The sequence below is a fragment of the Methanosphaera sp. BMS genome, from assembly GCF_003268005.1.
Classification (GTDB): domain Archaea; phylum Methanobacteriota; class Methanobacteria; order Methanobacteriales; family Methanobacteriaceae; genus Methanosphaera.
The window spans coordinates 540,857-565,474 of the sequence record NZ_CP014213.1 but is presented as its reverse complement, the minus strand read 5'-3'; the positions used below and the strand labels follow the sequence as shown (position 1 = coordinate 565,474).

Below are 24,618 nucleotides of genomic sequence, written 5' to 3'. Positions count from 1 at the left end.
TTAATCAAAATAATGTACCTCATTTAAATATTTTATAAATTTCTCAATGTAACCGTCATCACATTCCGGCCACTTGAATCCTAATGAATAAAGAACATCAAGTGTCTGATCCATCAATACAAGATTACCCGCATCGTTCTCATCATCATATTCAAAGTCAAAGTCGTCAATGGTTAAATCAGCCGTGATGATTCCCTGAATATTTTCATCCATGTTTTGTTCATAGATTTTTCTGAATTCATCTATGTTAACCTCTTTGATAGGATAGCCAAATGAATTTAAGACATCCAGTATTTTTTTAATAGGAATAAACTTATCGCTTACGGCGTGGAATACCACGGATTCCATTGGAGTTTTTGACAATGAAAGGGTGGCTTTTGCAACATAATCAATCGGACTCAGTTCAACAATTTCACCGGATATGGCTGGAATTGTTGCCTTTAGGTTTTTGATTGCCTTTATGTTATTAAGAAAAGCGTTCGTATCATAGTTTTTCTGGAATACTCCATCCGAGTATCTTGCCATAAGGTTTCCTACCCTGATGACTTTTACCGTTAGACCGGATAATGCCTTTTCAAGCACTAACCTTTCTGCAAGGAATTTACTGTTGAGGTACTTGTTTGACAAGTCCTGTCCCCAATATAATGTTTTTTCATCACAATGCACATCATCAATATTCATATCTTCTGTGTATTCGTCCAATACACTTGTAGTTGATATTTGAACATATGCTATATTATTTGCTTCTGCAAATTCAAGTCCATTGATTACTCCATCGACGTTTACCCTGAAGATATAGTCATCGTGGGTGTAGTGTTTTACTATTGCTGCACAGTTGATGATTGTATCGATTGGGCATTCGTTTAATTTCTTAAAGTCATCCAAGCTTGTTATGTCACCTTCAGTCAATATTATGCGTGAACCGATAAGGTCACTGAAGTCTTCTTCGAAGTAGTAGTTCATCATGTCAATGAAGCGTTCTTCACAGCTGTCAAAGTAACCTTTTCTTAGCATACAATATATGATTCCATCTTCATTCTTGATGTATTCATATAACACGTGAATACCTAGAAAACCGGTAACTCCGGTTAATAATACGTTTCCTATATCGCGATTCCTGCCATTTGCAAAGTTTTCAAATGTATTGTTTGCAAGCAGTTCGTTGATTTTGGTATAATCATAGTTTTCTATAATCTCAACATCCAAATCTTCGGATATTTCATCACCGGAGAGGAAACTGGCGAGTTTTCTTGGTGTCTGGTTTCTGAATATGTCATCATATTTGACGTCAAAATCCTGTTTAAGCAGTTCAATGATGAGTTTTGATGCTATGAGAGATGTTCCACCTATTTCAAAGAAGTTATCTTCTGCTCCCACCACTTCAATATCCAATATGGATGAATATATGGCACATATGCTTTGCTCAAGTTTGTTTTTTGGTGGAACATAGTTTAATTCCAGTTTAGGTTCCGGTAATGCTTTGGTATCTGTTTTACCGTTTGGTGTCTGTGGCATTTCATCTATTTGCATAAATACCGTAGGAACCATATATTGAGTTAGTCTTTGGCTTAGGTATGATTTAAGGTCATCCTTGTTGATTTCTTCTTCTGCAGTGTAGTATGCACATAGATGTTCATTGTTTCTGATTTTCTTGATGACTACTGTGTTTTGTTTAATGTTAGGATAGTCTGATATGTTTGATTCTATTTCACCGATTTCTATTCTCAGTCCCCTGAGTTTGATTTGATTGTCTATTCTTCCCTTAATGTCAATGTCCCCATCCGGTAGCTCTATTGCATAGTCTCCGCTACGGTAGTATGGGATGTTGTTTATCCTCAGGTATACCTCTCTTGTTTTCTCAGGCATATTGTAGTAACCTTTTCCTACACCAACTCCACCGATATACAACTCTCCCATAACTCCTTTTGGTAGAAGTTTTCCATCGATGTCCCTAACCTCTGTTATGTAGTTTGTTAAGGCCGGACCTACTGTGATGTAATTTGGATCTGTGATTTCTTTGTAGTTGGATGCTATCGTTGCCTCTGTTGGACCATAACTGTTGTATATTGCAGCGTCACAATATTTTTTAACTTCCTCAAATGCCTTGGCAGAGAACTGTTCTCCACCCATTACTATACATTTGGCACATGATATGACTTCGCAGAACTCATCAAATTCAAGATAGGACAGTAATCTTGAAGGAGTAAATTCCATTACTTCAGGTTTTTCACGTTTGATGAGTCTGATTAGCTCCACGATGCTTTTTATTTCATCATCATTTGCAAATATTATTTTAATACCGTTTGTTATTCCTGTCAATATGTCCTCAAGTGATGTGTCGAATGCTATTGTTGCAATACTTAACAGGTTATTGTATCTGCATTTAGGATTTGATGCTACCTGGTTACATGCATTTTCGTGTGATATCATTACACCTTTAGGATTACCTGTTGAACCGGAGGTATAAATCATGTATGATAAGTCATCCGGTGTAATTTCAACGTTTGGATTTTCCTCATTATCTTCCAAGAGTAATTGTTTGACAGATAATGAATTTGGTTCAATACCATCTACATTAATTATATAATCCGCTTGACTGTTTTCATAGATGTACTCTATCCTTTCTTTCGGGAACTTTAAATCAAGAGGTATGAATGCACAACCTGCTTTTAATACACCGATAATTGAAGCTATCAGGTCACTTGTACGTGGAAGCATAATCAGTATATTGCTTCCAGCTTTAACACCCCTGTCAATCAATCCATTGGCTATACGATTTGCCTTTCTATTAAGTTGGTCGTATGTTAATGATTCGTCACTTGCAACAAGGGCCGTTTTGTCAGGACTGGTTAGAACATGTGCCTCAAAACGCTTATGCAAGAATGGATTTGACACCTCTTCAAATTCATGCAATGCAAAATCATCGGCAAGTTCAATTTCATTGATTCTTAACTTATCCATATCATTTACAAAGAACTGTACCAATATGTATTTAATCGCATTCAGGAATTCGGCTACATAATCCTTGGTGTATAGCTGATCATTATATTCAAGAATCAATCCAATTGTATCTCCATCATCAAATATGTCAAGGTTGATTTTATAATCTGTTGCAACGGTACCGTCAAGTTCTTCCATAGCATAAGTGTTTCCCTCAAGTTCAAGATTATCGGTCTCAAATTTTCCATGATATGCATAGAAGAATTCAGGTTTTAGGTGATATTGTTCTGAAAGCTTAGTGTATGGATAATTGCTGTGAACCAATGAATTCTTCCAAGTCTTATCAACCAATTTAATGAAGTCCTCAACCATCATCTCCCTGTCATGGCTACTTACCATTATTGGTAACGTTTTAACAAGCATTCCCTGAGTATTGTAGTAGTTGGAATTGGACCTGCCGTTGAATATTGTCGTCAACAATGTCTTGTCGCTGAATGTGAACTTGTTTAAGGCAAGTATTGTAGCAGTCATGAACAATACGTTTGGACTTATTGAATGATCCTTACAGAATAATCTTACGAAGTCGGAACTGATTCTTTCCTCTATGAGTTTAATCTTGGCCTCATCAGGATTACCATTTAAGTTTGGAGTTAAGACCGTGGATTCAAATCCCTGTGCAAATTTGTTTTTATAATACTCTTTTGAAACTTCATTTTCACTGAGTTTTTCTTCAATCAGACTGTAAGCATATCCGTCAACCGTCTCCTTACTTATTTTTCCACCGTTATATGCACTTATTATATCCTCGAATAGAAGATTCTGAGATACGCCATCTGTAATTATATGATGAATGTCACTGAAGAGAACAGTTTCACTAGGAGTCTTATAGATTTTGAATCTGAAGAGCTGATTATCATCCAATGGAATGTATTTGATGTCATTTTCCATCATCTCTTTATTGGTTATTGAATCAATTTCCACTATTTCAATTTCGTCAATTACAGCATCATCACATCGTTTCTGTCTTAGCTGACCATCTGCTGTCGTAATTATTCTTGTTTTAAGATATGGATGTTCCTCAATTGTATCAATGATTGCCTGCTTAAGTTTATCTGCATCAATATCACCACCAAATCTAATGGCAGAAGGCATCGTATACTTGATTTCTTCTGTTTGCATACATTCATAGTATATACCCAACTGGTTAGCTGTTAATGGGAATAAATCCATTGAACGTGCGGTTTCAATAATCTCAGGAATATCAATTTGCGTATCTATATTATTGTCTATCTTATCCGAAAGACTTTGAATGCTAGGACTATTGAATAAATCTGTTATTTCAATGTTCACGTCAGTTTCATTGTATATTAATGAATTCAGTTTCATCAATGTTAATGAAGTGAATCCCAACGTGTATAGGTCATCTGTTATACCGAATTGTTCCACGTTTGTAATTGATGAGACCAGTTTGTAGAGTTTCTTCTCGGTTTCGGTTTCAGGTTCAACATAATTAAGTCCAAGTGAAGGTTCAGGTAATGCCTTGATGTCCGTTTTACCGTTAGGTGTTTGTGGCATTTCATCTATTTGCATAAATACTGATGGTACCATATATTTGGTTAGCTTGCTTTCAAGATAACGTTTTAAGAGTCTTGTATCAATATCAACCTCTGATGTAAAGTAGGTGCATAAATGCTCACTGCCATTTATTTGCTTGATTACAACTATGTTCTGTTTGATATTTGGGAATCTGGAAATGTTTGATTCTATTTCACCGATTTCTATTCTAAGACCTCTTAGTTTGATTTGATTGTCTATTCTTCCCTTAATGTCTATTTCACCATCAGGCAGTTCTATTGCATAGTCACCGCTACGGTAGTATGGAATGTCATTTATCCAAAGGTATACTTCTTGAGTTTTGTCAGGCATGTTATAGTAACCTTTTCCTACACCAACACCACCGATGTATAACTCTCCCATCACTCCCTGTGGAAGAAGTTTTCCATCAATATCCCTAACTTCTGTTACATAGTTATGTAAAGCCTTACCTATTGTAATGTTGTCTGGATCGGTTATTTGCTTATAGTTTGAAGCTATTGTCGCCTCTGTTGGACCATAACTGTTATATACCTTAGCATCGGTGTATTCCTTGACTGCATTAAATGCCTTGGACGAGAACTGTTCCCCACCCATTACGATACATTTAGCACAGGATATGACCTCACAGAACTCCTCTACTTCAAGGTATGACAGTAATCTTGAAGGTGTAAATTCCATAACCTCAGGTTTTTCTTGCTTGATCAGTTTGGTTAAATCGACTACATTCTTGATTTCAGAGTCATTGGCAAAGATTATTTTGATACCATTGGTTATACCGGTCAAGATGTCCTCCAATGATGTGTCAAATGCAATGGTTGCAATACTTAAGAGATTGTCATATTCTGCTTTTGGATTTACTTCAACCTGGTTACATGCATTTTCATGACCAATCATAACCCCCTTAGGCTTACCTGTAGAACCCGAGGTGTAAATCATGTATGCAGTATCGGATGGTGATAATTCCACATTTGGATTTTCTGTATTTTCTTGCTCGAGTAAATCCTTGATGTCCAATGCATTTTGATAGCTTTCATTAGCTATTATATAATCAGCTTGACTGTTTTCATATATGTATTCTATTCTTTCCTTAGGATATTCCATGTCCAGTGGGATAAATCCACAGCCAGCCTTTAAAACACCAATGATTGATGCTATCAGGTCAATTGTTCGTGGAAGCATTATTAGAATATTATGCTTTGGCTTGACTCCACGACTGATTAATCCATTGGCAATCTTATTGCTTAATTCATTTAACTGTTTATAAGTGTATTCGTCTCCATTTGAAACTATTGCAACGTCATCAGGCTTGGTTTCAACTTGTTTTTCGAATCTTTTATGTATAAATGGAGTTTCAACAGGCGTAAATGTCGGTTGCTTACTAACACTATTCAATTCAACATCACAAATTCTTTCTTGTTCTATATTCATGTCAACGTATTGTTCTAAAACAAATTTCATTGAATTTATAAATGTTTTAATATAATCTTCACTGTATAATTGGTCATTATAGCCAAGTAGGAATTCAAGTTTGTTTTCAAATACATATATATCCATATTGACTTTATATTCAGTTGTCACGATGTTATCATCGGCCAAATCATAATCATGATAAGTTTTTTCATTGATTATTATACCATCCGTATCATAGAATTCCTGATATGAGAAGAAGAATTCAGGTTTTAATTGGTAACTGTCTGCAATGTTTGTGTATGGATATTCGGTATGGGTTATTGTATCCTTCCATACATCATTGATGTCATTGATAAACTCTTTAATTGGAACTTGCCTATCTTCATTATTGAATATTAATGGAAGTGTTTTTACTAAAAATCCCTGTGTGTCATAGTAATATGGATTGGATCTTCCATTGAATATGGTGGTAATGAATGTTTTATCACTGAACGTGTACTTGTTTAACGTTAAGGTAAGGGCAGATAATATGACTGCATTCTTACTTAATGAGTACTTTGCACATAATTCATTGATTTTATCTGAATTAAAATCGTCAATGACCGTTTTGAGTTGACCTTCATCCGGATTTCCGTTAAGGTTTGGTGTGAGTATTGTGGATTCAATCTCCTGTGACAGCTTATCATCAAAGAATTCCTTGGATTTAAGATATCTATCACTATCTTTATTTTCCTCCTCGATAAGACTATAAGCGTATCCATCTACAATTTCCTGTGACAATTGCTTACCTTCATAGGCTCTTGCTATGTCGGCAAATAGGTTGATTTGTGACACTCCATCGGTAATTATATGATGGATATCACTGAATAATACTACCTCATCAGGTGTCTGATAAATCTTAAACCTGAATAGTTGTTCATCACCAAACTTGAATACCCTAACATCGTTTTCTATTATTTGACTGTCACTTATTGAATCAACACTGACAATTTCTATTTCATCAATTTGAGCGTCATCATTTCTTTTTTGTCTTAGTAGACCAGAATCTGTAGTTATAATCCTCGTTTTAAGGTATGAATGAGCCTCAACAGTACGGATTACAGCATCCTTTAATTTATGTGCATCTATTTGACTGTCAAATCTTATGACGGCCGGTAGGGTGTATCTTATTTCATCAGGATTTTGCATACATTCATAGTATACTCCTAACTGGTTTTCTGTAAGTGGGAAACAATCCATTGTTTTGGCAAGTTCGATAGTTTCAGCCAAATCAACATCTTGACTGCTTCCATCGATTTGCGTGGCAAGTTTTCTGATTGTTGGATCATTGAATAATACGGATATATCAATGTTTACACCCATCTGTGCATAGATTAGCGAGTTATATTTCATGAGTATCAATGATGTAAACCCAACGGAATACAAATCATCGGTAACTCCGAATTGATCCGTGTTTATGAGTTCAGCTGCCATTTCAAATAGCTGTTGTTCTGTTTTTCCCTGAGCTTCGACATATTCCAGGTTAAGTTTTGGTTCAGGCAATGCCTTTATATCGGTCTTACCGTTCGGTGTTTGTGGCATCTCATCAAGCTGCATATAAGCTGTAGGTATCATGTATTTTGTTAACTTGTCCTTTAAAAATTTCTTCAATAATCCAGGCTCGACTTCATCATCAGCAGTGTAATATGCACATAGGTGGTCGTTGTTATGTATTTGTTTTATTACAACAACCGCCTGTCTTACTGATGGGTATTTGTTGATGCTTGATTCTATTTCACCTATTTCAATTCTTAGTCCTCTTAGCTTTATCTGGTTATCTATTCTTCCCTGTATGTCAATTTCACCATCAGGCAGTTCTATTGCATAGTCACCACTGCGGTAGTATGGTATATCATTAATTGTGACGAATACTTCCTCTGTCTTATCGGGCATGTTGTAGTAACCCTTACCTACACCAACTCCACCGATGTACAATTCCCCCATGACTCCATATGGCAATAATTTTCCATCTATATCCCTTACATCAGTAACATAATTATGTAACGGATAACCTACGGTTATATCATCCACATCTGTTACCATTTTGTTGTTTGAAGTGATTGTGGTTTCGGTTGGACCATAACTGTTGTATACAACGGCATCAGAGTATTTCCTGAAGTTTTCATATACCTTGGTTGAAAATTGCTCTCCACCAAGGAACAGGCATTTTAGGCATTTGATTGCTTCACAAAACTCAGGTACTTCCAGGTATGATGCCAGTCTTGATGGTGTAAGATCCAAAATATCCGGTTTTTCATCATTAATTAACTGAATCAATTCGGGTATGTTTTTGATTTGAGTATCACTGGCAAGTATCAGTTTCAATCCATTGGATAATGATGTTAATATGTCATCAACCGATACGTCAAATGATACTGTTGTAAGACATAACAACCTATTGTATTGTGACTTAGGATTTTCCACCTGGTTACATATGTTTTCGTGTGATATCATCACTCCCTTAGGATTTCCTGTAGAGCCTGAGGTGTAAATCATATATGCCAAATCATCCGGTGATAACATAACCTCAGGATTTGATGTATCGGATTCTTCAAGCAATTCGTTTACATTCAATGAATTGCCATCATCCACATCCGAAATAATGTATTCTGCCTGACTGTTATCATAGATGTATTCTATCCTGTCCTTCGGATATTCAAGGTCAATAGGAATATATGCACATCCAGCCTTCAATATACCTAGAATTGACGCTATTAGGTCACTGTTTCTGTGAAGCATTATCAGAACATTACTTTTTGCTTTTATTCCTTTTTTGATTAATGCATTGGCTATACGGTTGGCCTTTTTGTTAAGCTCTTCGGCAGTTAACGTTGCATCCTCTGCTACAAGAGCTATGTAATCAGGGTTTTCTTCAACCTGCTTTTCAAAGCGTTTATGTAAAAATGGAGTATCCACCGGTGCAAATGTTGGCATTTCATGTTTTGTTTCCAATTCCACATCACAAATCATGAACTTATTAATATCACATCCAATAAATTGATTTAATACATTGTTCATAGAATCTAAGAATTTTTGTATATATTCTTTAGTATATAACTCATCATTATACTCTATTTTAAATTCTATGTTGTCTTTATAGATGAAAATATCAAAATAAATCTTATACTGTTCCATTTCTGCATCAATAGTTAATTCTTTTGTTTGATATGAATTACCGTTTATATTTAGCTCCTCTGATTCATAGAATTCCTGATATGAGAAAAAGAATTCAGGTTTTAATTGGTAACTATCTGCAATACTTGTATATGGATATTCACTATGACTGATTGTATCATTCCATGTATCCTCAATAGTATTGATAAATTCTTTTATTGTAACTTGCCTGTTTTCATTATTGAATATTAATGGAAGTGTTTTTACCAAATATCCTTGTGTGTTATAGTGGTAGGAATTTGATCTTCCATTAAATATAGTGGTTATTAATGTTTTATCGCTGAAGGTGTATTTGTTTAATGTCAGTGAAAGTGCTGATAGGAATAATGAATTTTTACTAAATGTGTTAGCGTTACAGAAATCCTCTATATCTTTTGGATTTATATTGTAAACGACCGTTTTCAGTTGACCTTCATCCGGATTTCCGTTAAGGTTTGGTGTGAGTATTGTGGAGTCAATCTCCTGTGACAGTTTTTCATCAAAGAATTCCTTGGATTTAAGATATCTTTCACTATCCTTAGTATTCTCCTCGATAAGACTATAAGCGTATCCATCTACAATTTCGTGTGACAATTGCTTACCTTCATAGGCTCTTGCTATGTCGGCAAATAGGTTGATTTGTGATACACCATCGGTAATTATATGATGGAAATCACTGAACAATACTACCTCATCAGGTGTCTGATAAATCTTAAACCTGAATAGTTGTTCATCACCAAACTTGAATACCCTCACATCATTTTCTATTATTTGACTGTCATTTATTGAATCAACACTGACAATTTCTATTTCATCAATTTCAGCATCATCATTTCTTTTTTGTCTTAGTATGCCGGAATCTGTAGTTATAATCCTCGTTTTTAGGTATGGATGAGCCTCAACAGTCCTGATTATAGCATCCTTTAATTTATGTGCATCTATTTGACTGTCAAATCTTATGACTATTGGCATGGTATATTTTATTTCATCAGGACTTTGCATACATTCATAATATACTCCTAACTGGTTTTCTGTAAGCGGGAATAAATCAATGCTTTTTGCCATTTCAATGCTTTCATTTATAGTATTATCTTCAACGCTTCCATCGATTTGCGTGGCAAGTTTTCTGATTGTTGGATTATTAAACAATACGGATATATCAATGTTTACACCCATCTGTGCATAGATTAGCGAGTTATATTTCATGAGTATCAATGATGTAAACCCAACGGAATACAAATCATCGGTAACTCCAAATTGGTCCGTGTTTATGAGTTCAGCTGCCATTTCAAATAGCTGTTGTTCTGTTTTTCCCTGAGCTTCCATATATTCCATATAAAGTATCGGTTCAGGCAATGCCTTTATATCCGTCTTACCATTCGGTGTTTGTGGCATCTCATCAAGCTGCATATAAGCTGTAGGTATCATGTATTTTGTTAACTTGTCCTTTAAAAACTCTTTTAATTCACCCGTTTCCAATTCTTCATCTGCAGTGTAATATGCACATAAGTGGTCATTGTTGGATATCTTCCGGATAACGACAACTGCCTGTCTTACTGATGGGTATTTGTTGATGCTTGATTCTATTTCACCTATTTCAATTCTTAGTCCTCTTAGCTTTATCTGGTTATCTATTCTTCCCTGTATGTCAATTTCACCATTTGGCAGTTCTATTGCATAGTCACCACTGCGGTAGTATGGTATATCATTAATTGTTACAAATACTTCCTCTGTCTTATCGGGCATGTTGTAGTAACCCTTACCTACACCAACTCCACCGATATACAATTCCCCCATAACTCCTGGAGGCAATAGTTTTCCATCTATATCACGTACGTCAGTAACATAGTTATGTAACGGATGACCTACTGTTATATCGTTTACATCTGTTATCTCTTTCATGTTTGAAGCAATTGTGGTTTCAGTTGGACCGTAAATGTTGTATACAACAGCATCAGAGTACTTCCTGAATGTTTCATATACCTTGGTTGAAAATTGCTCTCCACCAAGGAACAAGCATTTTAGGCGTTTGATTGCTTCACAAAACTCAGGTACTTCCAGGTATGATGCCAGCCTTGATGGTGTAAGAACCAAAATATCCGGCTTTTCATCATTAATTAACTTGATTAATTCTAGTATGTTTTTGACTTGAATATCATTAGCAAGTATCAGTTTTAATCCAGTGATTAATGGTGAAAATATATCTAAAATCGATGGGTCAAATGATACAGTTATAATACTTAACACTCGATTGTATTGTGGCTTAAGATTTTCTAGTAGATTACCTAGGTTTTCGTGTGATATCATCACTCCCTTAGGATTTCCTGTAGAACCTGAAGTGTAAATCATATAAGCCAAATCATCCGATGATAACATAACCTCAGGATTTGATGTATCGGATTCTTCAAGCAATTCGTTTACATTCAATGAATTGCCATCATCGACATCTGAAATAATGTATTCTGCCTGACTGTTATTATAGATGTATTCTATCCTGTCTTTCGGATATTCAAGATCTATAGGAATATATACACATCCAGCCTTCCATATACCTAGAATTGACGCTATTAGGTTACTGTTTCTGTGAAGCATTACCAGAACATTACTTTTTGCTTTTATTCCTTTTTTGATTAATGCATTAGCTATACGGTTGGCCTTTTTGTTAAGCTCTTCGTAAGTTAACGTTACATCCCCTGCTACAAGAGCTGTATTGTCAGGGCTTTCTTCAACCTGCTTTTCAAAGCGTTTGTGTATTAATGGAGTATCCACTGGAGTAAATGTCTGCAATTCATAATGTTTATATAATTCTATTTCATTGATTGTTAAATTATCAATATCATTGGCAATAAACTGATTAATAATAGTTAAAACACCGTTAAGGAAGACTTTTATGTACTTTTCAGTGTATAACTGATTATTATATAATATGGACAATTCAATATTGTCTTCACTTTCATTTATGTTGAATGTTATTTTATAATTGGTTTCAAGGGTTTCCAGATGAGTGTAATGATACTTCTTATCATTTATGGTGATGATTTTTTCATCACGATTACTGTATGTATACATGAACTCCGGTTTTAGTCCAAACTCTTCTGAGATTTTTGTGTAGGGATAATTGGAATGCTTGATACATTCTTTCCAAATATTATCAGTCTGATTTAATAATTTTCTAATGGAAATGTTCCTGTCTTCATTGATTGATAATATCGGTAAAGTTTTTACTAAAAATGCCTGTGTATTAAAGTAATTGGAATTTGTTCTACCATTAAATATGGTTGTTATCAATGTTTTATCAGTGAATGTGTACTTGTTTAAATTCAATATGATACTTGCCATAAACAGAACATTTGGACTGATTCTTTCAGAAGCACAGAAATCCCTTATCAACTTTGGATTAATATATTTAGAAACTGACCTTAATTTTCCATTGTCAGGATTTCCATTTAAGTTAGGAGTTAAAACTGTTGAATCAACTTCCTGAGTTAATAAATCATGGAAATAATTTTCAGAAGCCACATACTCATCACTACCTTCACTTTCTGCTTCAAGCAATGCATCTGCATATCCATCAAATAATTCACTTTCAATTTCCTTTCCTTCATATGCATATGCAAAGTTTCTGAATAATTTATCAATGGATTCACCATCTGTTATCAGGTGATGAATATCAAAAAACAGTATGACTTCATCATCAGTATCATATATTTTAGCACGGAATAACTGACCACCCAACAAGTCAAACTTTTTAGAATTAGTCTTTTGAATTTCTTCATCAGTAATACATGGTTGTTTAATAATAGGTATATCATCAACAGCAATTGAATCATCACGTTTATGCATTAATTTATCACCATGCATGACAATCCTTGTTTTAAGGTAAGGATAGGCATTGATTGTTTTGATAACTGCATCCCTTAATTTATCGGCGACAACTGATTTGTCAAATTTAATCAGGCTTGGAAGATTATATTGTGCTTCATCAGGATTTTGAGCACATTCATAGTATACTCCCAACTGATTGGCAGTCAAAGGAATATACATTGAATTTCTAGAATCCTCAATAATCCTATTATAATCAGATGATTCTGAATTGTCAATTAAATTGGCAATATCTCTTATTGTTGGATTATCAATTAACTTGGATATATTTAAATTAATATTCGTTTTCTTATATATTGCTGCATTAAATTTCATCAATGTTAATGAGGTAAATCCAATAGCATATAAATCATCTGTTATACCAAATTCAGTGGTTTTTGAAATAGATGATGCTATTTCAAATAATGCCTTTTCTGTTTTGGTTTCCGGTGCAATCAATTCAAAATCAAGTTTTGGCTTGGGAAGATCTTTAATGCTTACTTTTCCATTTGGTGTTTTTGGCATTTCATCCAGTTGCATAAACACTGACGGAACCATATACCTGGTTAACCTTTCTTTTAAAAATTCCTTTAAATCCTTGGTATTGATTTCATCTTCTGCGGTGAAATAAGTGCACAGATGGTCTTCGTTGTTAATCTTTTTAATTACTACAACATTTTCCTTTATGTTAGGATATTGGGAGATATTGGATTCCACTTCCCCTAATTCTATTCTTAATCCTCTAAGCTTAATCTGATTATCTATCCTACCTTTTAATTTGATTTCACCATCAGGTGTTTTTATTGCATAATCTCCGGTTTTATAGTAAGAGATATTATTTATATTTAAGAATGAATCATCATCTAAATTATAATATCCTTTAGCAATATTATTTCCACCAATATAGAGTTCACCCATCACTTTCTGAGGCAGTATCTTACCATCCACATCCCTAACATCAGTAGTTACATTATGCACTGATTTTCCAATGGTCAAATCATCATTTAAGGTTGTTATTTTCTTTATTGTTGCAAATCCAGAGGTTTCCGTGGATCCGTAACCAATATAGACACTGGTTTTATCATATGCTAATTTGGATAAAACTTCTTTTGTAACCATTTCTCCCCCTATAGTAATATAGTCTATTGAAGAGAGTTCTTTTGTGAATGATTCCTCCTCCAGATATTGTTTAAGACGGGAAGGTGTTATAAATGTAAGAGCATCAGGTTTTTCATTTTGCATCAATCGGACCAGTGCTTCTATATTTTCTATTTCATCATCATTTGCAAGTATCAATGTAGTTCCAAATGTCAGGCTCATGAAATCAACTAAAAATGCGACAAATGATACCGTGGAAATTGAAAGATTTCTGTTCATTTTAACGTATTCATTAAATATTTCATTATTTTCATCTTCTGAAAAAACGCTCGTAATATTTTTATGGCTTCCTTTTACACCTTTAGGATTTCCTGTTGAACCGGAGGTATATATTATATAAGCCATGTCATCAGAATCTATTTTAACATCAGGATTGTTGATATCTTCTTGTTTTAATAACTCTTCAATATCGATGGAGTTTTCAGTTGAAGCATCGGATATGATATATTCGGCTTGACTGTCCTGGTAGATGTACCTGATTCTTTCGTCAGGATATTCCGGATCAATTGGAATATAGGCACATCCTGCCTTCAAGATACCTAGAATTCCAGCTATTAGATTTTCATCCCTATTTAACATTATGAGAACATTACTTCCTGCTTTGACGCCCTGTTTAATAAGACCGTTTGCTATACGATTGGCTTTATCATTGAGTTCCTGATATGTTAATCTTTTATTGTTTGAGACAAGAGCGATATTATTAGGAGTTTGGGATACTTGTCTTTCAAAACGTTTATGTAAAAATGGTAGTTCAACATCCTTAAATTTGACATCTTCTGTTTCATCACTAAGACTGATATCACATATACGTGTTTTACTGATATCACAGGATATTAATTGATTTAATATTGTTTCAATACTTTTTAAGAATAATTCTGCATAATCTTTTGAATAAAGTTCTTCATTATATAAAAAGGTTATTGTTATTTTTTCATCATCTGATATGATGTTAAATTGGTTTTGATATTCCCATTCATTGTCAGTGCTGTTAAAATTAATGTATAATTCTGGTTTTAAATTGTTTTCATCCAATAATTCTTTTGCGGATTCATTTTCATATTTTAAATTATATTTAAAATCAGTATGAATCATGTCAAGATATTCCTTAATACTAATTTGTCTGTTTTCAGATTTTATAGCAAAAGGTATGTTATTTCCATGATATAATAATGTTTCATGTGAAAAATTAAATTTATTTAATGCCATAGAAACTGCGGATAAAAGTAGGTCTTTCTGTGTAATGGAATTTTCATTACAAAACTCATCATATTGATTAATAATATCAATACTTGCTTCTAATATTTTTATATCTTCCTTATTTCCCATTAAATTAGGAGTGAGTATGGTTGAATCATTAAAATCAGAAATTTGATTATAAAAGTATTTGTTAAAATTTTCAATATTTTCAAAACTCATAGTAAATCGCTCTATATATAATAATTTATAATAATAATATCTATGGTTTAAATATTATTAAAATTTTTCTATAGGAAATATTTCTCTAAAATAATACCAAATATTATCCAAGATTCATTATCGTGAAATATTTACATTTTTAAAGACCGATAAATCTTTTTTAATATTCCCAAAGACTAGAGAATATAAAAAACAATTAAGAACTATGTCAAGGATTCAATGGGAATATAGGATTTAAAACGACAATAAATGCTAATATCTGATAGAATATCTATTCAAAAGCACCCCCACATACATTCTTACCTACCCATACTTATTATCCTCAAGGTTGGTATCTGTAGTGCTAAAAGAAAATACTTTAACAATTATAAATTAAATGATTATCAAATCAATAATTAATTGATAGGTGATAAATATGACAACAATAAATGAAATTGATGTTAAATGCTCCGTATGCAATAATATGACAACACAAAGAATAATAATGAGCAGTAATCAATTTGGACATAACGATTTGGACACCAGACCATCAGAAATGTTTAGATCAACAATAGGCATGTGGATTAATGAATGTCCCCACTGTGGATATGTAGCCAGTAGAGTTGATAAAGAACTAATAATAGATGATGATTTCTTAAAGACTGATAAATATAGGACATGTGATGGTATAGAATTCAAATCCAATATTGCAAATCTGTTTTATAAGCAGTACTTGATTGAAAGAAAAAAAGGGAATGATGTGGATGCATTTTTTGCAATACTACACTGTGCATGGGCATGTGATGATGCTTGGGATGATGAAAATTCAAAGCTTGCAAGAAAGACAGCTGTAAAATTGACTGACAATATAATCGAATCGTATGAAATTGATTCTATTGATTTAAAAGTAATGAAAGCAGACCTTCTTAGACGCAGCGGTGAATTTGACCGGCTGATTGAAGAATATAATGATTTATCATTGGATGATTCCCAATTGAATAGTATTATCAGATTTCAGGTTGAAAAAGCACGTCAAAAGGATAGTGAATGTTATAGCCTTGATGATGTATGATAAAACTTTTAAATTTTACTTTTTTTGAAAAAGATGGACTTTTTCTTTCATATCATAGAATAAATCATATACTGCAATTCAATCCATTCTAACTTATACTGACTTTTTATAATAATTTTTAATATGATATGATAACATAAATATACTCATAATTAAAACAGGTTGTATTATGGAATTTCTATCAGTATTTTTAATAGCGGTGGCACTTGCCATGGATGCCTTTAGCGTTTCATTGACTAAGGGCTTTACCCAGAAGGATATGAATACCAGCCAAATGTTATATTACGGATTATTCTTTGGTGTATTTCAGGCATTCATGCCGGTTATAGGATATTTTGCCGGTGAAACAATTACGGCATTTGTAACAAGCGTTGCCCCATGGATAGCTTTCATACTTCTTTTGATTATTGGAGTAAATATGATTAGAGAAAGCATTCAAGGTGACGATGAGGATATCAGTGACGAGTTTTCATTCAAGGAGGTTACTCTTCTTGCCATAGCTACCAGTATTGATGCATTTGCAGTGGGCATTACATTTGCACTGCTTAATACCAATATTTTAATACCTTGTACTGTCATTGGTGTTGTTGCATTCCTGTTTAGTATTGCAGGCATATTGATTGGCAGAAAACTGGGAGATTACTTTGGAGATAAGTTTTTAATACTTGGTGGAGTAATACTGATATTAATTGGTATAAAGATTTTGTTAGGATTTTAACATCCTACTACTTTTTTTTGGTGAAAAATTTTTTAAATGTATTGCTATATATTATAATAATATCGTTAACGGTGATTTTTATGATTAGACAGACATGTGTTGCAGGATTGTTTTATGAATCTGATGAAAGTTTATTGACAAGAAATATTGAATCCATGATAGATAGCATAAATGATGAAAGTATAAGCGATGAGGCTACCATCAAATCAATAGTTGTTCCCCATGCGGGTTATGTTTACTCAGGCAGAACGGCTTGTTATGCATTCAATGAATTAGCCAAGGATGATTTGCCTGAGACGTTCGTCATTATCGGGCCTAATCATACTGGTATCGGGGATAGGTTATCACTCTCAACTAGCAAAAAGTGGAATACACCACTGGGTGATATAGATGTTGATGTTGAATTTATCAATAAATTGAATGAAGTTGACTTAAATTGCACACTTGATGAATCAGCCCACATTCGTGAACATAGCATTGAAGTAGAATTACCCTTCCTTCAATATATTGCAAATAGAAAAAATCAAGATTTTAAGATAGTTCCAATAATCATAAAATACCAGCATCCACAACTATGTAAAGACCTGGCACGAAGCATCCATGAAGCATCAAAACAACTGGACAGAAAAATCATCATCATAGCAAGTACCGACCTGACCCACTACGAGGATGCTGATACTGCCAAATTCTACGATAGCAAGGTAATGAAGGCCATTGAAAACATGGACAGTGATGAGTTGTTTAAACAGATTGTGGAATATGACATAACAATGTGCGGCTACGGGCCGACGATAACCGCCATAGAGTACTCAAAACTAATCGGTGCAAAAAAATCATATATACTCAAATACTCCAATAGTGGAGATGTATCGGGCGACTATGACAGTGTTGTTGGTTATACATCTGCAATGATAAGATAAACAAACACCAAACAATCAACAAAAAAAGTATCGTAATAATCCATTCAAAATGGGAAGGTTAAATATTCAAAATAAATTTGAAAAAAAGAAATAAATATTAAAGAAGATGCAATATCTTCTTATCCACTTATTTTAATTATATTTTTAATTCGAAATCAGTAGATTCTACATCAAATTCTTCATCACTTGATAAGACTCCTCTGTTTCTTAACACTTGTCTAGCAAGTAACCAGTATACTAAAGCAATAGCTTTTCTACCTTTGTTGTTTACAGGTATAGCTATATCAACATTGCTTAAAAGGTTTTCTGTATCACATAATGCTACTACAGGAATACCGTTTTGTCTTGCTTCGACAACTGCCTGTGAGTCTGATCTTGGATCGGTTACAACTAATACTTTTGGTTCTATGAATTTAGAATAATTAGGATTAGTTAATGTACCTGGTATGAATCTACCTGGTATGGTTTTTGTACCTGTTAATTCACCGAATTTTTTAACAGGTGCCTGACCGTATTGTCTTGTTGATACTACGAGAATGTCATCAGGGTCATATTTTGATAATAATTTAGCAGCTACAATTATTTTATCATTACTGCTTTTAACATCTAAAACATGAAGTCCGTCTGCTCTTACTCTGTATATGTATTTTTCCATATCTTTGGTTTTTTGTTGAGTACCTATATGTAAACCTGCTGCAAGGTACTTATCTAAAGGTATTAATAATTCTGACATGTTTTTACCTCTTATTTTTATATAATATTACCGTTTTTTTTAAATAGTATATGATTAATATTCAATAAGGATTGCACTTGTTGGACAGACATCCATACACACCCTACATCCACAGCAACTGCTGTCGGCTTTGACAATCAACTGTTTATCCTCTATATCAAATACCGTCTTTGGACATATGTCAAGGCATTCCAGACATCCATATCCTATACAATCATCATAATTAATATTAATGTTCATATAAACTCCAATTATAATTCTGCCATTTGCGGATTGGATAATTCCTCTTCGATTCTGACTAACTCATTAAGTTTAGCTATTCTTTCTCCACCTGCAGCTCCAGTCTTAATAACTGGTGCCTGGAAAGCTACAGCTAAATGTGCAATAGTTTCATCAGTAGTTTCTCCAGATCTGTGTGAAACAACTGGTACATAGTTATTAGATTTTGCTAATTGAATAGTGTTGTAGGTATCAGTTAAAGTACCAATCTGATTTGGTTTAATGATAAGTGAGTTACCTGCATTAGCCTTAATACCTTCAGCCAGTATTTTGGCATTTGTTACAAATAAGTCATCTCCACATATTAAACAGTCTTTACCTGATTTTTTGGTTAATTCAGCAAATGCTTCAAAATCATTTTCTTGAATTGGATCTTCTACATAGAAGAATTTATATGTATCCACTAAATCTGCGATGTAATCTATCTGTTCTTCTATAGATCTAGATACACCTTCTCTTTCATATACATATTTTTGTTCTTCTTCATTCCAGAATTCACTTGAAGCAACATCTAAACCTGGCCTTACAAGTACTCCTGTTTCATCACTAACTTCTTCACATGATGAGGTTTGTATTTCAAGAGCTTCCTCGTTGGTTAAGTTAGGTGCCCATCCACCTTCGTCTCCTTTTCCACCGGTAAATGTATCATCCTTTTCTTGTATTTTGGATTTGATTTTTCTGTGAACCTTGATGTTAGTGGTTATGGCTTCTGTTATGTTACTTGCCCCTACAGGAATAACTAAGAATTCCTGTATATCAGGTGCATTCTTACCTGCATGTGCTCCACCGTTAATCATATTTCCCAATGGGAATGGGATTGATGTAGGCATTATTCCACCCAAGAACTTATATAATGGGAGGTTGTAACTTGATGCTCCGGCTTTTGCTGTAGCCATTGAAACTGCAACTGCTGTATTTCCACCAATTGTTGAAAAATTATCTGTTCCATCAATTTCTTTTAATACGTTGTCTATTTCTCTTAGGTCTTCTGCTTCCATTCCTATAATTTCGGATGAAATTAGATCTTCGACTTCATTAATAACCTGATCTACTCCACCTTCAGGGAATGATGCTACTTCGTTAATTCCTGTACTTGCTCCACTAGGTGCTGCTGCACGTCCAAATCCGTTCCATGTCAACACATCAGCTTCAACTGTTGGATTTCCTCTACTATCTATAATTTTTCTTAATCTTACGTCTTCGATTACACTATCCATAAAAAACACCTCTTCTTAAAATGTAGAAATAGTTGTTCGATTAAAGGGCTATGTTTTTATATCCTATAAGTGTATAAATAAGAAAGTCATCTTCTATACTCAGAATATTCTGCTGTAAATTAGTCATTCTGAATAACTACTGCATCCAATGGAAGTACTCCTTCCTCATATTCTCGTATAGCTATTTTAATTGAATCTTCATTAACGTCAAAATCAACTAATGGTGTTGCACCCATTGATATCTGTAATGCACGTGAACCAATTAATCTAGCTTTTTCGAATCTTGTATCTTTTCTAGATTGCATTTTAATCTACTTTCCTGATATAATTTATACTAATTTTCCATTAAAACTAAAATCCTCAAATATCTTAAATAAGATATAGAAGAAGGAGAGATTAATAGTTTAACTACTATATTTAGCTCCAAATTAGTTTACGATATTCATTACCATACATCAATGTGTGAAATGAACATTCTCCTACAACAATATTTGTGAATTCCCAAATCATCCAGAACGTCTCCAGGATCTTCTCCCTTCTGGGTCCGTTCCTTGAATTCATCATAACTTGCTGATATAACTTTTCCGCATGAAAAACATCTTACGAGTAACATAAGCCTACCTGTAACTTTTTTGGTTTTTTGCTCTGGCTCCAGGACCACCGTATTTTTTAGGTTCTGAACGACGAGGATCTCCAACTAACATTGTTCTGTCATATTGAACATATTTATCTTTGAGTTTTACATCACTGGTAAATTCTACTAAACCTTTAGCAATTACCATACGAGCAGCTTCAGCTTGTGCCATTACTCCTCCACCAACAACTCTTATGTTGATATCTACAGATTCTGCTACATCTCCTGCTAATTCTAATGGTTCTTGAATTTTTAATCTTGCTAATTCAGGGCTGTATAATTCTACCGGTTTACGGTTTACACGTACTCTTCCAGTACCTTCTTTTACAGTACCTCTAGCAATAGCTGTTTTTCTTTTTCCACTAGTATGTACTACTTTACTCATATTTACACGACCATTATTTTATTTAAAATTTAGCACCTAATAATTTTGAAACTGTACCTAATTCCATGCTCTTGTGGATGTTTTTAGGTTGTGCTTTTTCAACAACTTCTACTTCTTGTCCTTCTAATTCTTTAGGAACTCCAACATTGACTTTTAAGTTTTTATATGCTGCTCTTCCGTGTGCTTTTCTGTAAGGAATCATTCCTCTAACAGTTCTTCTGAAGATATCATCTGGTCTACGTGGGTATTTAGGACCTAAGTCTCTAGGGTTTGAAATACTTGCTCTATCTACTCTTTGTTTGTATCTAGCGTAGATAAAATCCTTATTACCAGATATGATGATTTTTTCAGCATTAATGATAGTGATTTCTTCTCCGTTTAAGAGTCTTTTACTAACTGTACTTGCAAGTCTACCTAGTACGAGTCCTTGAGCGTCTATTATAGTTACCATTATCATTCACCTATTTTAAGATTTTTACATTAGATCCTTTAGGATTTTCTGCCATTAATTCATCGATTGTTAAGCATTTTCCACCAGCAGCTGTAATTTTATTTACTGCTTCGTTAGAAAATTTGAATGCTGCTACGGTAATGCTTTTTGTTATTTGTCCTTCACCTAAAACTTTTGTAGGTACAAGTACTGTTTCATCGTTTTCAGAATATTTTTCTATATGGTATAGATTTACTTCTTTTGTTTTTCTATTAGCTTTTTTGAGCTCGTTAGCAACAGCTTTCCATATAGGAGCATCTTCTGCAGATGATTGTTTGGTGAGGGATTCAATTAAATTTAAAGTATTTGGGTTAGTTTTTGTAAGTTTCATTTTACTTATTCCTCCTCATTCATAACAAAATTTATGAGTTTATCTGCTTTTTCTGATAGTATATCACAAGCTATTGTAAGAATTGTCTCAGGTGTTAATGATCCGTCTGTTTCCATGTTGAAAACATATTTGCCCTCTACAAAATCAACCACTATTGCATTGTCATCTTTTTCAGATAATCTTTGACATGTTCTGCATGTAGAACAGTTGAATTCATTTTTAGCTACAAGTTCATCGTCTTCCACTTGTAATACGCCTCTAGGACATTCTTCAACATATGATTCCAAGTCGTTACATTTTTCATTGTCAATTTCTATCTTTGGATAGTATCTGTAACCACAGGTTGTAGTTGCCTGCCATTTTGCATGTTCGGATCCTAAACCTAATTCTGCTATAGCTTCTAGTTCTACTTCTTCATTTTCCTGAAGTTTTACTATTGGTATTGTATCATAAACTGGTTGTACAGCTGGGTCGTCAGATTTTAGATCTTTTGAATATACTATTTTAGGACCTTTCTCTTTTAATAAAAAAGACACTTTACAACTGGAACATCCTGATTCACAGTCACACTCTGAAGGCATGACATATGATTCCAAGTCAGTTGTTAATGGTATTAATCCAAGCCTATGTGCTAATACTTCATCAAACATTTTAGCATCATTTTTGAATATGTTAACATCTTCAATTGCAAGTGTAGGAATTTCCACAAGGCATATTCTTCTGATTGTATTTATAAATGTATCATCTACACCATCTATTATAAATACGGCTTTTTCATTATCCTTTTCTACAATTTCTATATTCATACTATGACCCTTTTATAAAATACTTATACTCTTCTACCTCTTTTACCACCAGGTCTACCAGTACCATCGTGAGGTATAGGAGTTACATCTTCAATTTTACCAATTTTAATACCAGCTCTTGCTAATGCCCTTATTGTTGCTTGAGCACCAGGTCCAGGTGTTCTAGGACCATTTCCTCCAGAAGCTCGTACTTTTATGTGAAGTCCAGCAATTCCTTTTTCTTTAATATCATCTGCAACACGGTTAGCTGCTTCCATAGCAGCAAATGGTGATGATTCTTGTCTGTCTGATCTAACTACTTTTCCACCAGACCATTGGGTAATTGTTTCAGCACCGGTTATGTCGGTTACAGTTATTATAGTGTTGTTAAAAGATGAGTAAACGTGAGCTACACCCCATTTCTCTTTTTCTGCCATATTATCACCTATAATTATTTATATTCATCTACATTGTAGGTTTATTCTTCTACTTCTTCAACTGATTCTTCAGTATTTTCTTCGCTGTTTATTTCCTTAGCAACAGGTGAACCTGGGTAGAAGCCTATATTTTCTTCATCTGCTTTGTCAACAATGTGTCCAGGTGCATTGATTTTTTTACCGTTTAATGTAATGTGACCATGTACAACAAATTGTCTTGCTTCAGCAGCTGTACTACTTAAACCTCTTTTGTGTACTAAACTTTGTAATCTTCTTCTTAGAACATCTTCTACGTTTAAGTCTAATACTTCTTCAAGTTTAGCGTTAGGTGATAAGATACCTGTTCTTACAAGATGGTTTAATAATTGTTCTGTTTCAACTTTAGCTTCTTCTGGATCCATACCTAATAGAATACGAGCATCTCTTCTGAATCTTTTTACTTTAGAGTCTGCTTTCCAGATTTCTTTTTTGTTTTTTAATCCGTATTTTGCTGCTAATCTGTTTTCTTCTTTAATACGGTCTGCATTCCATGGGTGTGATGGAGTGTCATATTGTTTTCGTGGTTTTTTTGGATGTCCCATAATCAACTCTCCTTAATATTTAATTTATTTATCCTCTTGATCTACTTACACCGACAGATGAACCATGTCTAAATGTAGATTTAGTTCTTTGACCACGTACTGGAAGACCAACTTCGTGTCTTTTACCTTTGTAACTTCTAATCTTTTTCATTCTGTTTAAATCATCACGTAATGTCATGTTTAAATCTGATTCAATTAAGTGTTTAGTTTCGCCAGTTTCATAATCGAGTCTTCTGTTTAATAACCATTCAGGAATTCCGAATTCCTGTGGGTTTTCAATAACTTCCTCGATTTTGTTAACTGAATCTTCATCAATGTAACCTATTTGATCTTCTTGATTTAGGTCGAGTACTTTACATATTGCAAGTGCAAATGCTTTTCCGACTCCTTTGATTTCAGTTAAAGCTGTAACTATTGTTTTGTTTCCGTCAACGTCTTTACGAGTTATACGAACCATATGTTTAAATTCTTGTTCAGCCATATA

Annotated in this window: 16 protein-coding genes; 3 read left to right on the top strand and 13 right to left on the bottom strand. The window is 33.8% G+C overall.

Features of this window, described 5'->3' with window-relative positions; translation table 11 throughout:
• The gene (locus AW729_RS01815; protein WP_112123479.1) at positions 1-15,573 is read right to left on the bottom strand and encodes a non-ribosomal peptide synthetase; all 15,573 of its coding nucleotides are present in this window, start codon (positions 15,571-15,573) and stop codon (positions 1-3) included.
• Positions 15,574-15,988: 415 nt separating this feature from the next.
• Between AW729_RS01815 and AW729_RS01810 the strand changes: the two genes are divergently transcribed.
• From AW729_RS01810 to AW729_RS01800, 3 genes are all read left to right on the top strand, one after another.
• Positions 15,989-16,624: a DUF2225 domain-containing protein gene (locus tag AW729_RS01810; RefSeq protein WP_112123478.1), complete on the top strand. Its 636-nt coding sequence runs from the start codon at positions 15,989-15,991 to the stop codon at positions 16,622-16,624.
• A gap of 169 nt (positions 16,625-16,793) precedes the next feature.
• Complete coding sequence (locus AW729_RS01805) at positions 16,794-17,342, top strand: manganese efflux pump MntP family protein (RefSeq protein ID WP_112123477.1); 549 nt, start codon at positions 16,794-16,796, stop codon at positions 17,340-17,342.
• An 80-nt stretch (positions 17,343-17,422) separates the two neighbouring features.
• Positions 17,423-18,262, top strand: a complete 840-nt coding sequence (locus tag AW729_RS01800) for an MEMO1 family protein (RefSeq protein WP_112123476.1) — start codon at positions 17,423-17,425, stop codon at positions 18,260-18,262.
• A 136-nt stretch (positions 18,263-18,398) separates the two neighbouring features.
• Here the strand turns inward: AW729_RS01800 and rpsB are convergent, their stop codons facing one another.
• The 12 genes from rpsB to AW729_RS01740 all read right to left on the bottom strand — a co-directional run bounded on the left by rpsB (position 18,399) and on the right by AW729_RS01740 (position 24,615).
• Positions 18,399-18,995, bottom strand: a complete 597-nt coding sequence (gene rpsB / locus AW729_RS01795; RefSeq protein ID WP_112123475.1) for a 30S ribosomal protein S2 — start codon at positions 18,993-18,995, stop codon at positions 18,399-18,401.
• A 54-nt stretch (positions 18,996-19,049) separates the two neighbouring features.
• The gene (locus tag AW729_RS01790; RefSeq protein ID WP_112123474.1) at positions 19,050-19,235 is read right to left on the bottom strand and encodes a 4Fe-4S binding protein; all 186 of its coding nucleotides are present in this window, start codon (positions 19,233-19,235) and stop codon (positions 19,050-19,052) included.
• Between the two features lie 11 nt (positions 19,236-19,246).
• Complete coding sequence (gene eno, locus AW729_RS01785) at positions 19,247-20,491, bottom strand: phosphopyruvate hydratase (RefSeq protein ID WP_112123473.1); 1,245 nt, start codon at positions 20,489-20,491, stop codon at positions 19,247-19,249.
• Between the two features lie 119 nt (positions 20,492-20,610).
• Positions 20,611-20,796, bottom strand: a complete 186-nt coding sequence (locus AW729_RS01780; RefSeq protein ID WP_112123472.1) for a DNA-directed RNA polymerase subunit K — start codon at positions 20,794-20,796, stop codon at positions 20,611-20,613.
• A 140-nt stretch (positions 20,797-20,936) separates the two neighbouring features.
• Positions 20,937-21,104: a DNA-directed RNA polymerase subunit N gene (locus AW729_RS01775; protein WP_112123471.1), complete on the bottom strand. Its 168-nt coding sequence runs from the start codon at positions 21,102-21,104 to the stop codon at positions 20,937-20,939.
• A gap of 4 nt (positions 21,105-21,108) precedes the next feature.
• Positions 21,109-21,510 (bottom strand): 30S ribosomal protein S9, encoded by a 402-nt coding sequence (locus tag AW729_RS01770; RefSeq protein ID WP_112123470.1) that lies wholly within the window; start codon positions 21,508-21,510, stop codon positions 21,109-21,111.
• A gap of 22 nt (positions 21,511-21,532) precedes the next feature.
• Positions 21,533-21,961 carry a 50S ribosomal protein L13 gene (locus AW729_RS01765; protein ID WP_112123469.1) on the bottom strand — a complete coding sequence of 143 codons (429 nt, stop codon included), beginning with the start codon at positions 21,959-21,961 and terminating at the stop codon, positions 21,533-21,535.
• Between the two features lie 10 nt (positions 21,962-21,971).
• Positions 21,972-22,331 carry a 50S ribosomal protein L18e gene (locus AW729_RS01760; RefSeq protein WP_112123468.1) on the bottom strand — a complete coding sequence of 120 codons (360 nt, stop codon included), beginning with the start codon at positions 22,329-22,331 and terminating at the stop codon, positions 21,972-21,974.
• A 5-nt stretch (positions 22,332-22,336) separates the two neighbouring features.
• Positions 22,337-23,137, bottom strand: coding sequence for a DNA-directed RNA polymerase subunit D (locus AW729_RS01755; protein ID WP_112123467.1), 801 nt, complete (start codon positions 23,135-23,137; stop codon positions 22,337-22,339).
• A gap of 23 nt (positions 23,138-23,160) precedes the next feature.
• Positions 23,161-23,553 carry a 30S ribosomal protein S11 gene (locus AW729_RS01750; protein ID WP_112123466.1) on the bottom strand — a complete coding sequence of 131 codons (393 nt, stop codon included), beginning with the start codon at positions 23,551-23,553 and terminating at the stop codon, positions 23,161-23,163.
• Positions 23,554-23,594: 41 nt separating this feature from the next.
• Positions 23,595-24,134 (bottom strand): 30S ribosomal protein S4, encoded by a 540-nt coding sequence (locus tag AW729_RS01745; RefSeq protein WP_112123465.1) that lies wholly within the window; start codon positions 24,132-24,134, stop codon positions 23,595-23,597.
• A gap of 28 nt (positions 24,135-24,162) precedes the next feature.
• On the bottom strand, positions 24,163-24,615 hold the full coding sequence (locus AW729_RS01740; RefSeq protein WP_112123464.1) for a 30S ribosomal protein S13: 453 nt from the start codon (positions 24,613-24,615) through the stop codon (positions 24,163-24,165).
• Positions 24,616-24,618 lie beyond the last annotated feature (3 nt).

Bases quoted from the DNA above. Each gene is read 5' to 3' on its own strand.
- AW729_RS01775 (WP_112123471.1), bottom strand. From the start codon at position 21,104: ATGTTACTCGTAAGATGTTTTTCATGCGGAAAAGTTATATCAGCAAGT.
- AW729_RS01765 (WP_112123469.1), bottom strand. From the start codon at position 21,961: ATGGTAACTATAATAGACGCTCAAGGACTCGTACTAGGTAGACTTGCA.
- AW729_RS01790 (WP_112123474.1), bottom strand. From the start codon at position 19,235: ATGAACATTAATATTAATTATGATGATTGTATAGGATATGGATGTCTG.
- AW729_RS01745 (WP_112123465.1), bottom strand. From the start codon at position 24,134: ATGGGACATCCAAAAAAACCACGAAAACAATATGACACTCCATCACAC.
- AW729_RS01815 (WP_112123479.1), bottom strand. From the start codon at position 15,573: ATGAGTTTTGAAAATATTGAAAATTTTAACAAATACTTTTATAATCAA.
- AW729_RS01760 (WP_112123468.1), bottom strand. From the start codon at position 22,331: ATGAAACTTACAAAAACTAACCCAAATACTTTAAATTTAATTGAATCC.
- AW729_RS01740 (WP_112123464.1), bottom strand. From the start codon at position 24,615: ATGGCTGAACAAGAATTTAAACATATGGTTCGTATAACTCGTAAAGAC.
- AW729_RS01780 (WP_112123472.1), bottom strand. From the start codon at position 20,796: ATGCAATCTAGAAAAGATACAAGATTCGAAAAAGCTAGATTAATTGGT.
- eno (WP_112123473.1), bottom strand. From the start codon at position 20,491: ATGGATAGTGTAATCGAAGACGTAAGATTAAGAAAAATTATAGATAGT.
- AW729_RS01750 (WP_112123466.1), bottom strand. From the start codon at position 23,553: ATGGCAGAAAAAGAGAAATGGGGTGTAGCTCACGTTTACTCATCTTTT.
- AW729_RS01810 (WP_112123478.1), top strand. From the start codon at position 15,989: ATGACAACAATAAATGAAATTGATGTTAAATGCTCCGTATGCAATAAT.
- AW729_RS01755 (WP_112123467.1), bottom strand. From the start codon at position 23,137: ATGAATATAGAAATTGTAGAAAAGGATAATGAAAAAGCCGTATTTATA.
- AW729_RS01770 (WP_112123470.1), bottom strand. From the start codon at position 21,510: ATGAGTAAAGTAGTACATACTAGTGGAAAAAGAAAAACAGCTATTGCT.
- rpsB (WP_112123475.1), bottom strand. From the start codon at position 18,995: ATGTCAGAATTATTAATACCTTTAGATAAGTACCTTGCAGCAGGTTTA.
- AW729_RS01800 (WP_112123476.1), top strand. From the start codon at position 17,423: ATGATTAGACAGACATGTGTTGCAGGATTGTTTTATGAATCTGATGAA.
- AW729_RS01805 (WP_112123477.1), top strand. From the start codon at position 16,794: ATGGAATTTCTATCAGTATTTTTAATAGCGGTGGCACTTGCCATGGAT.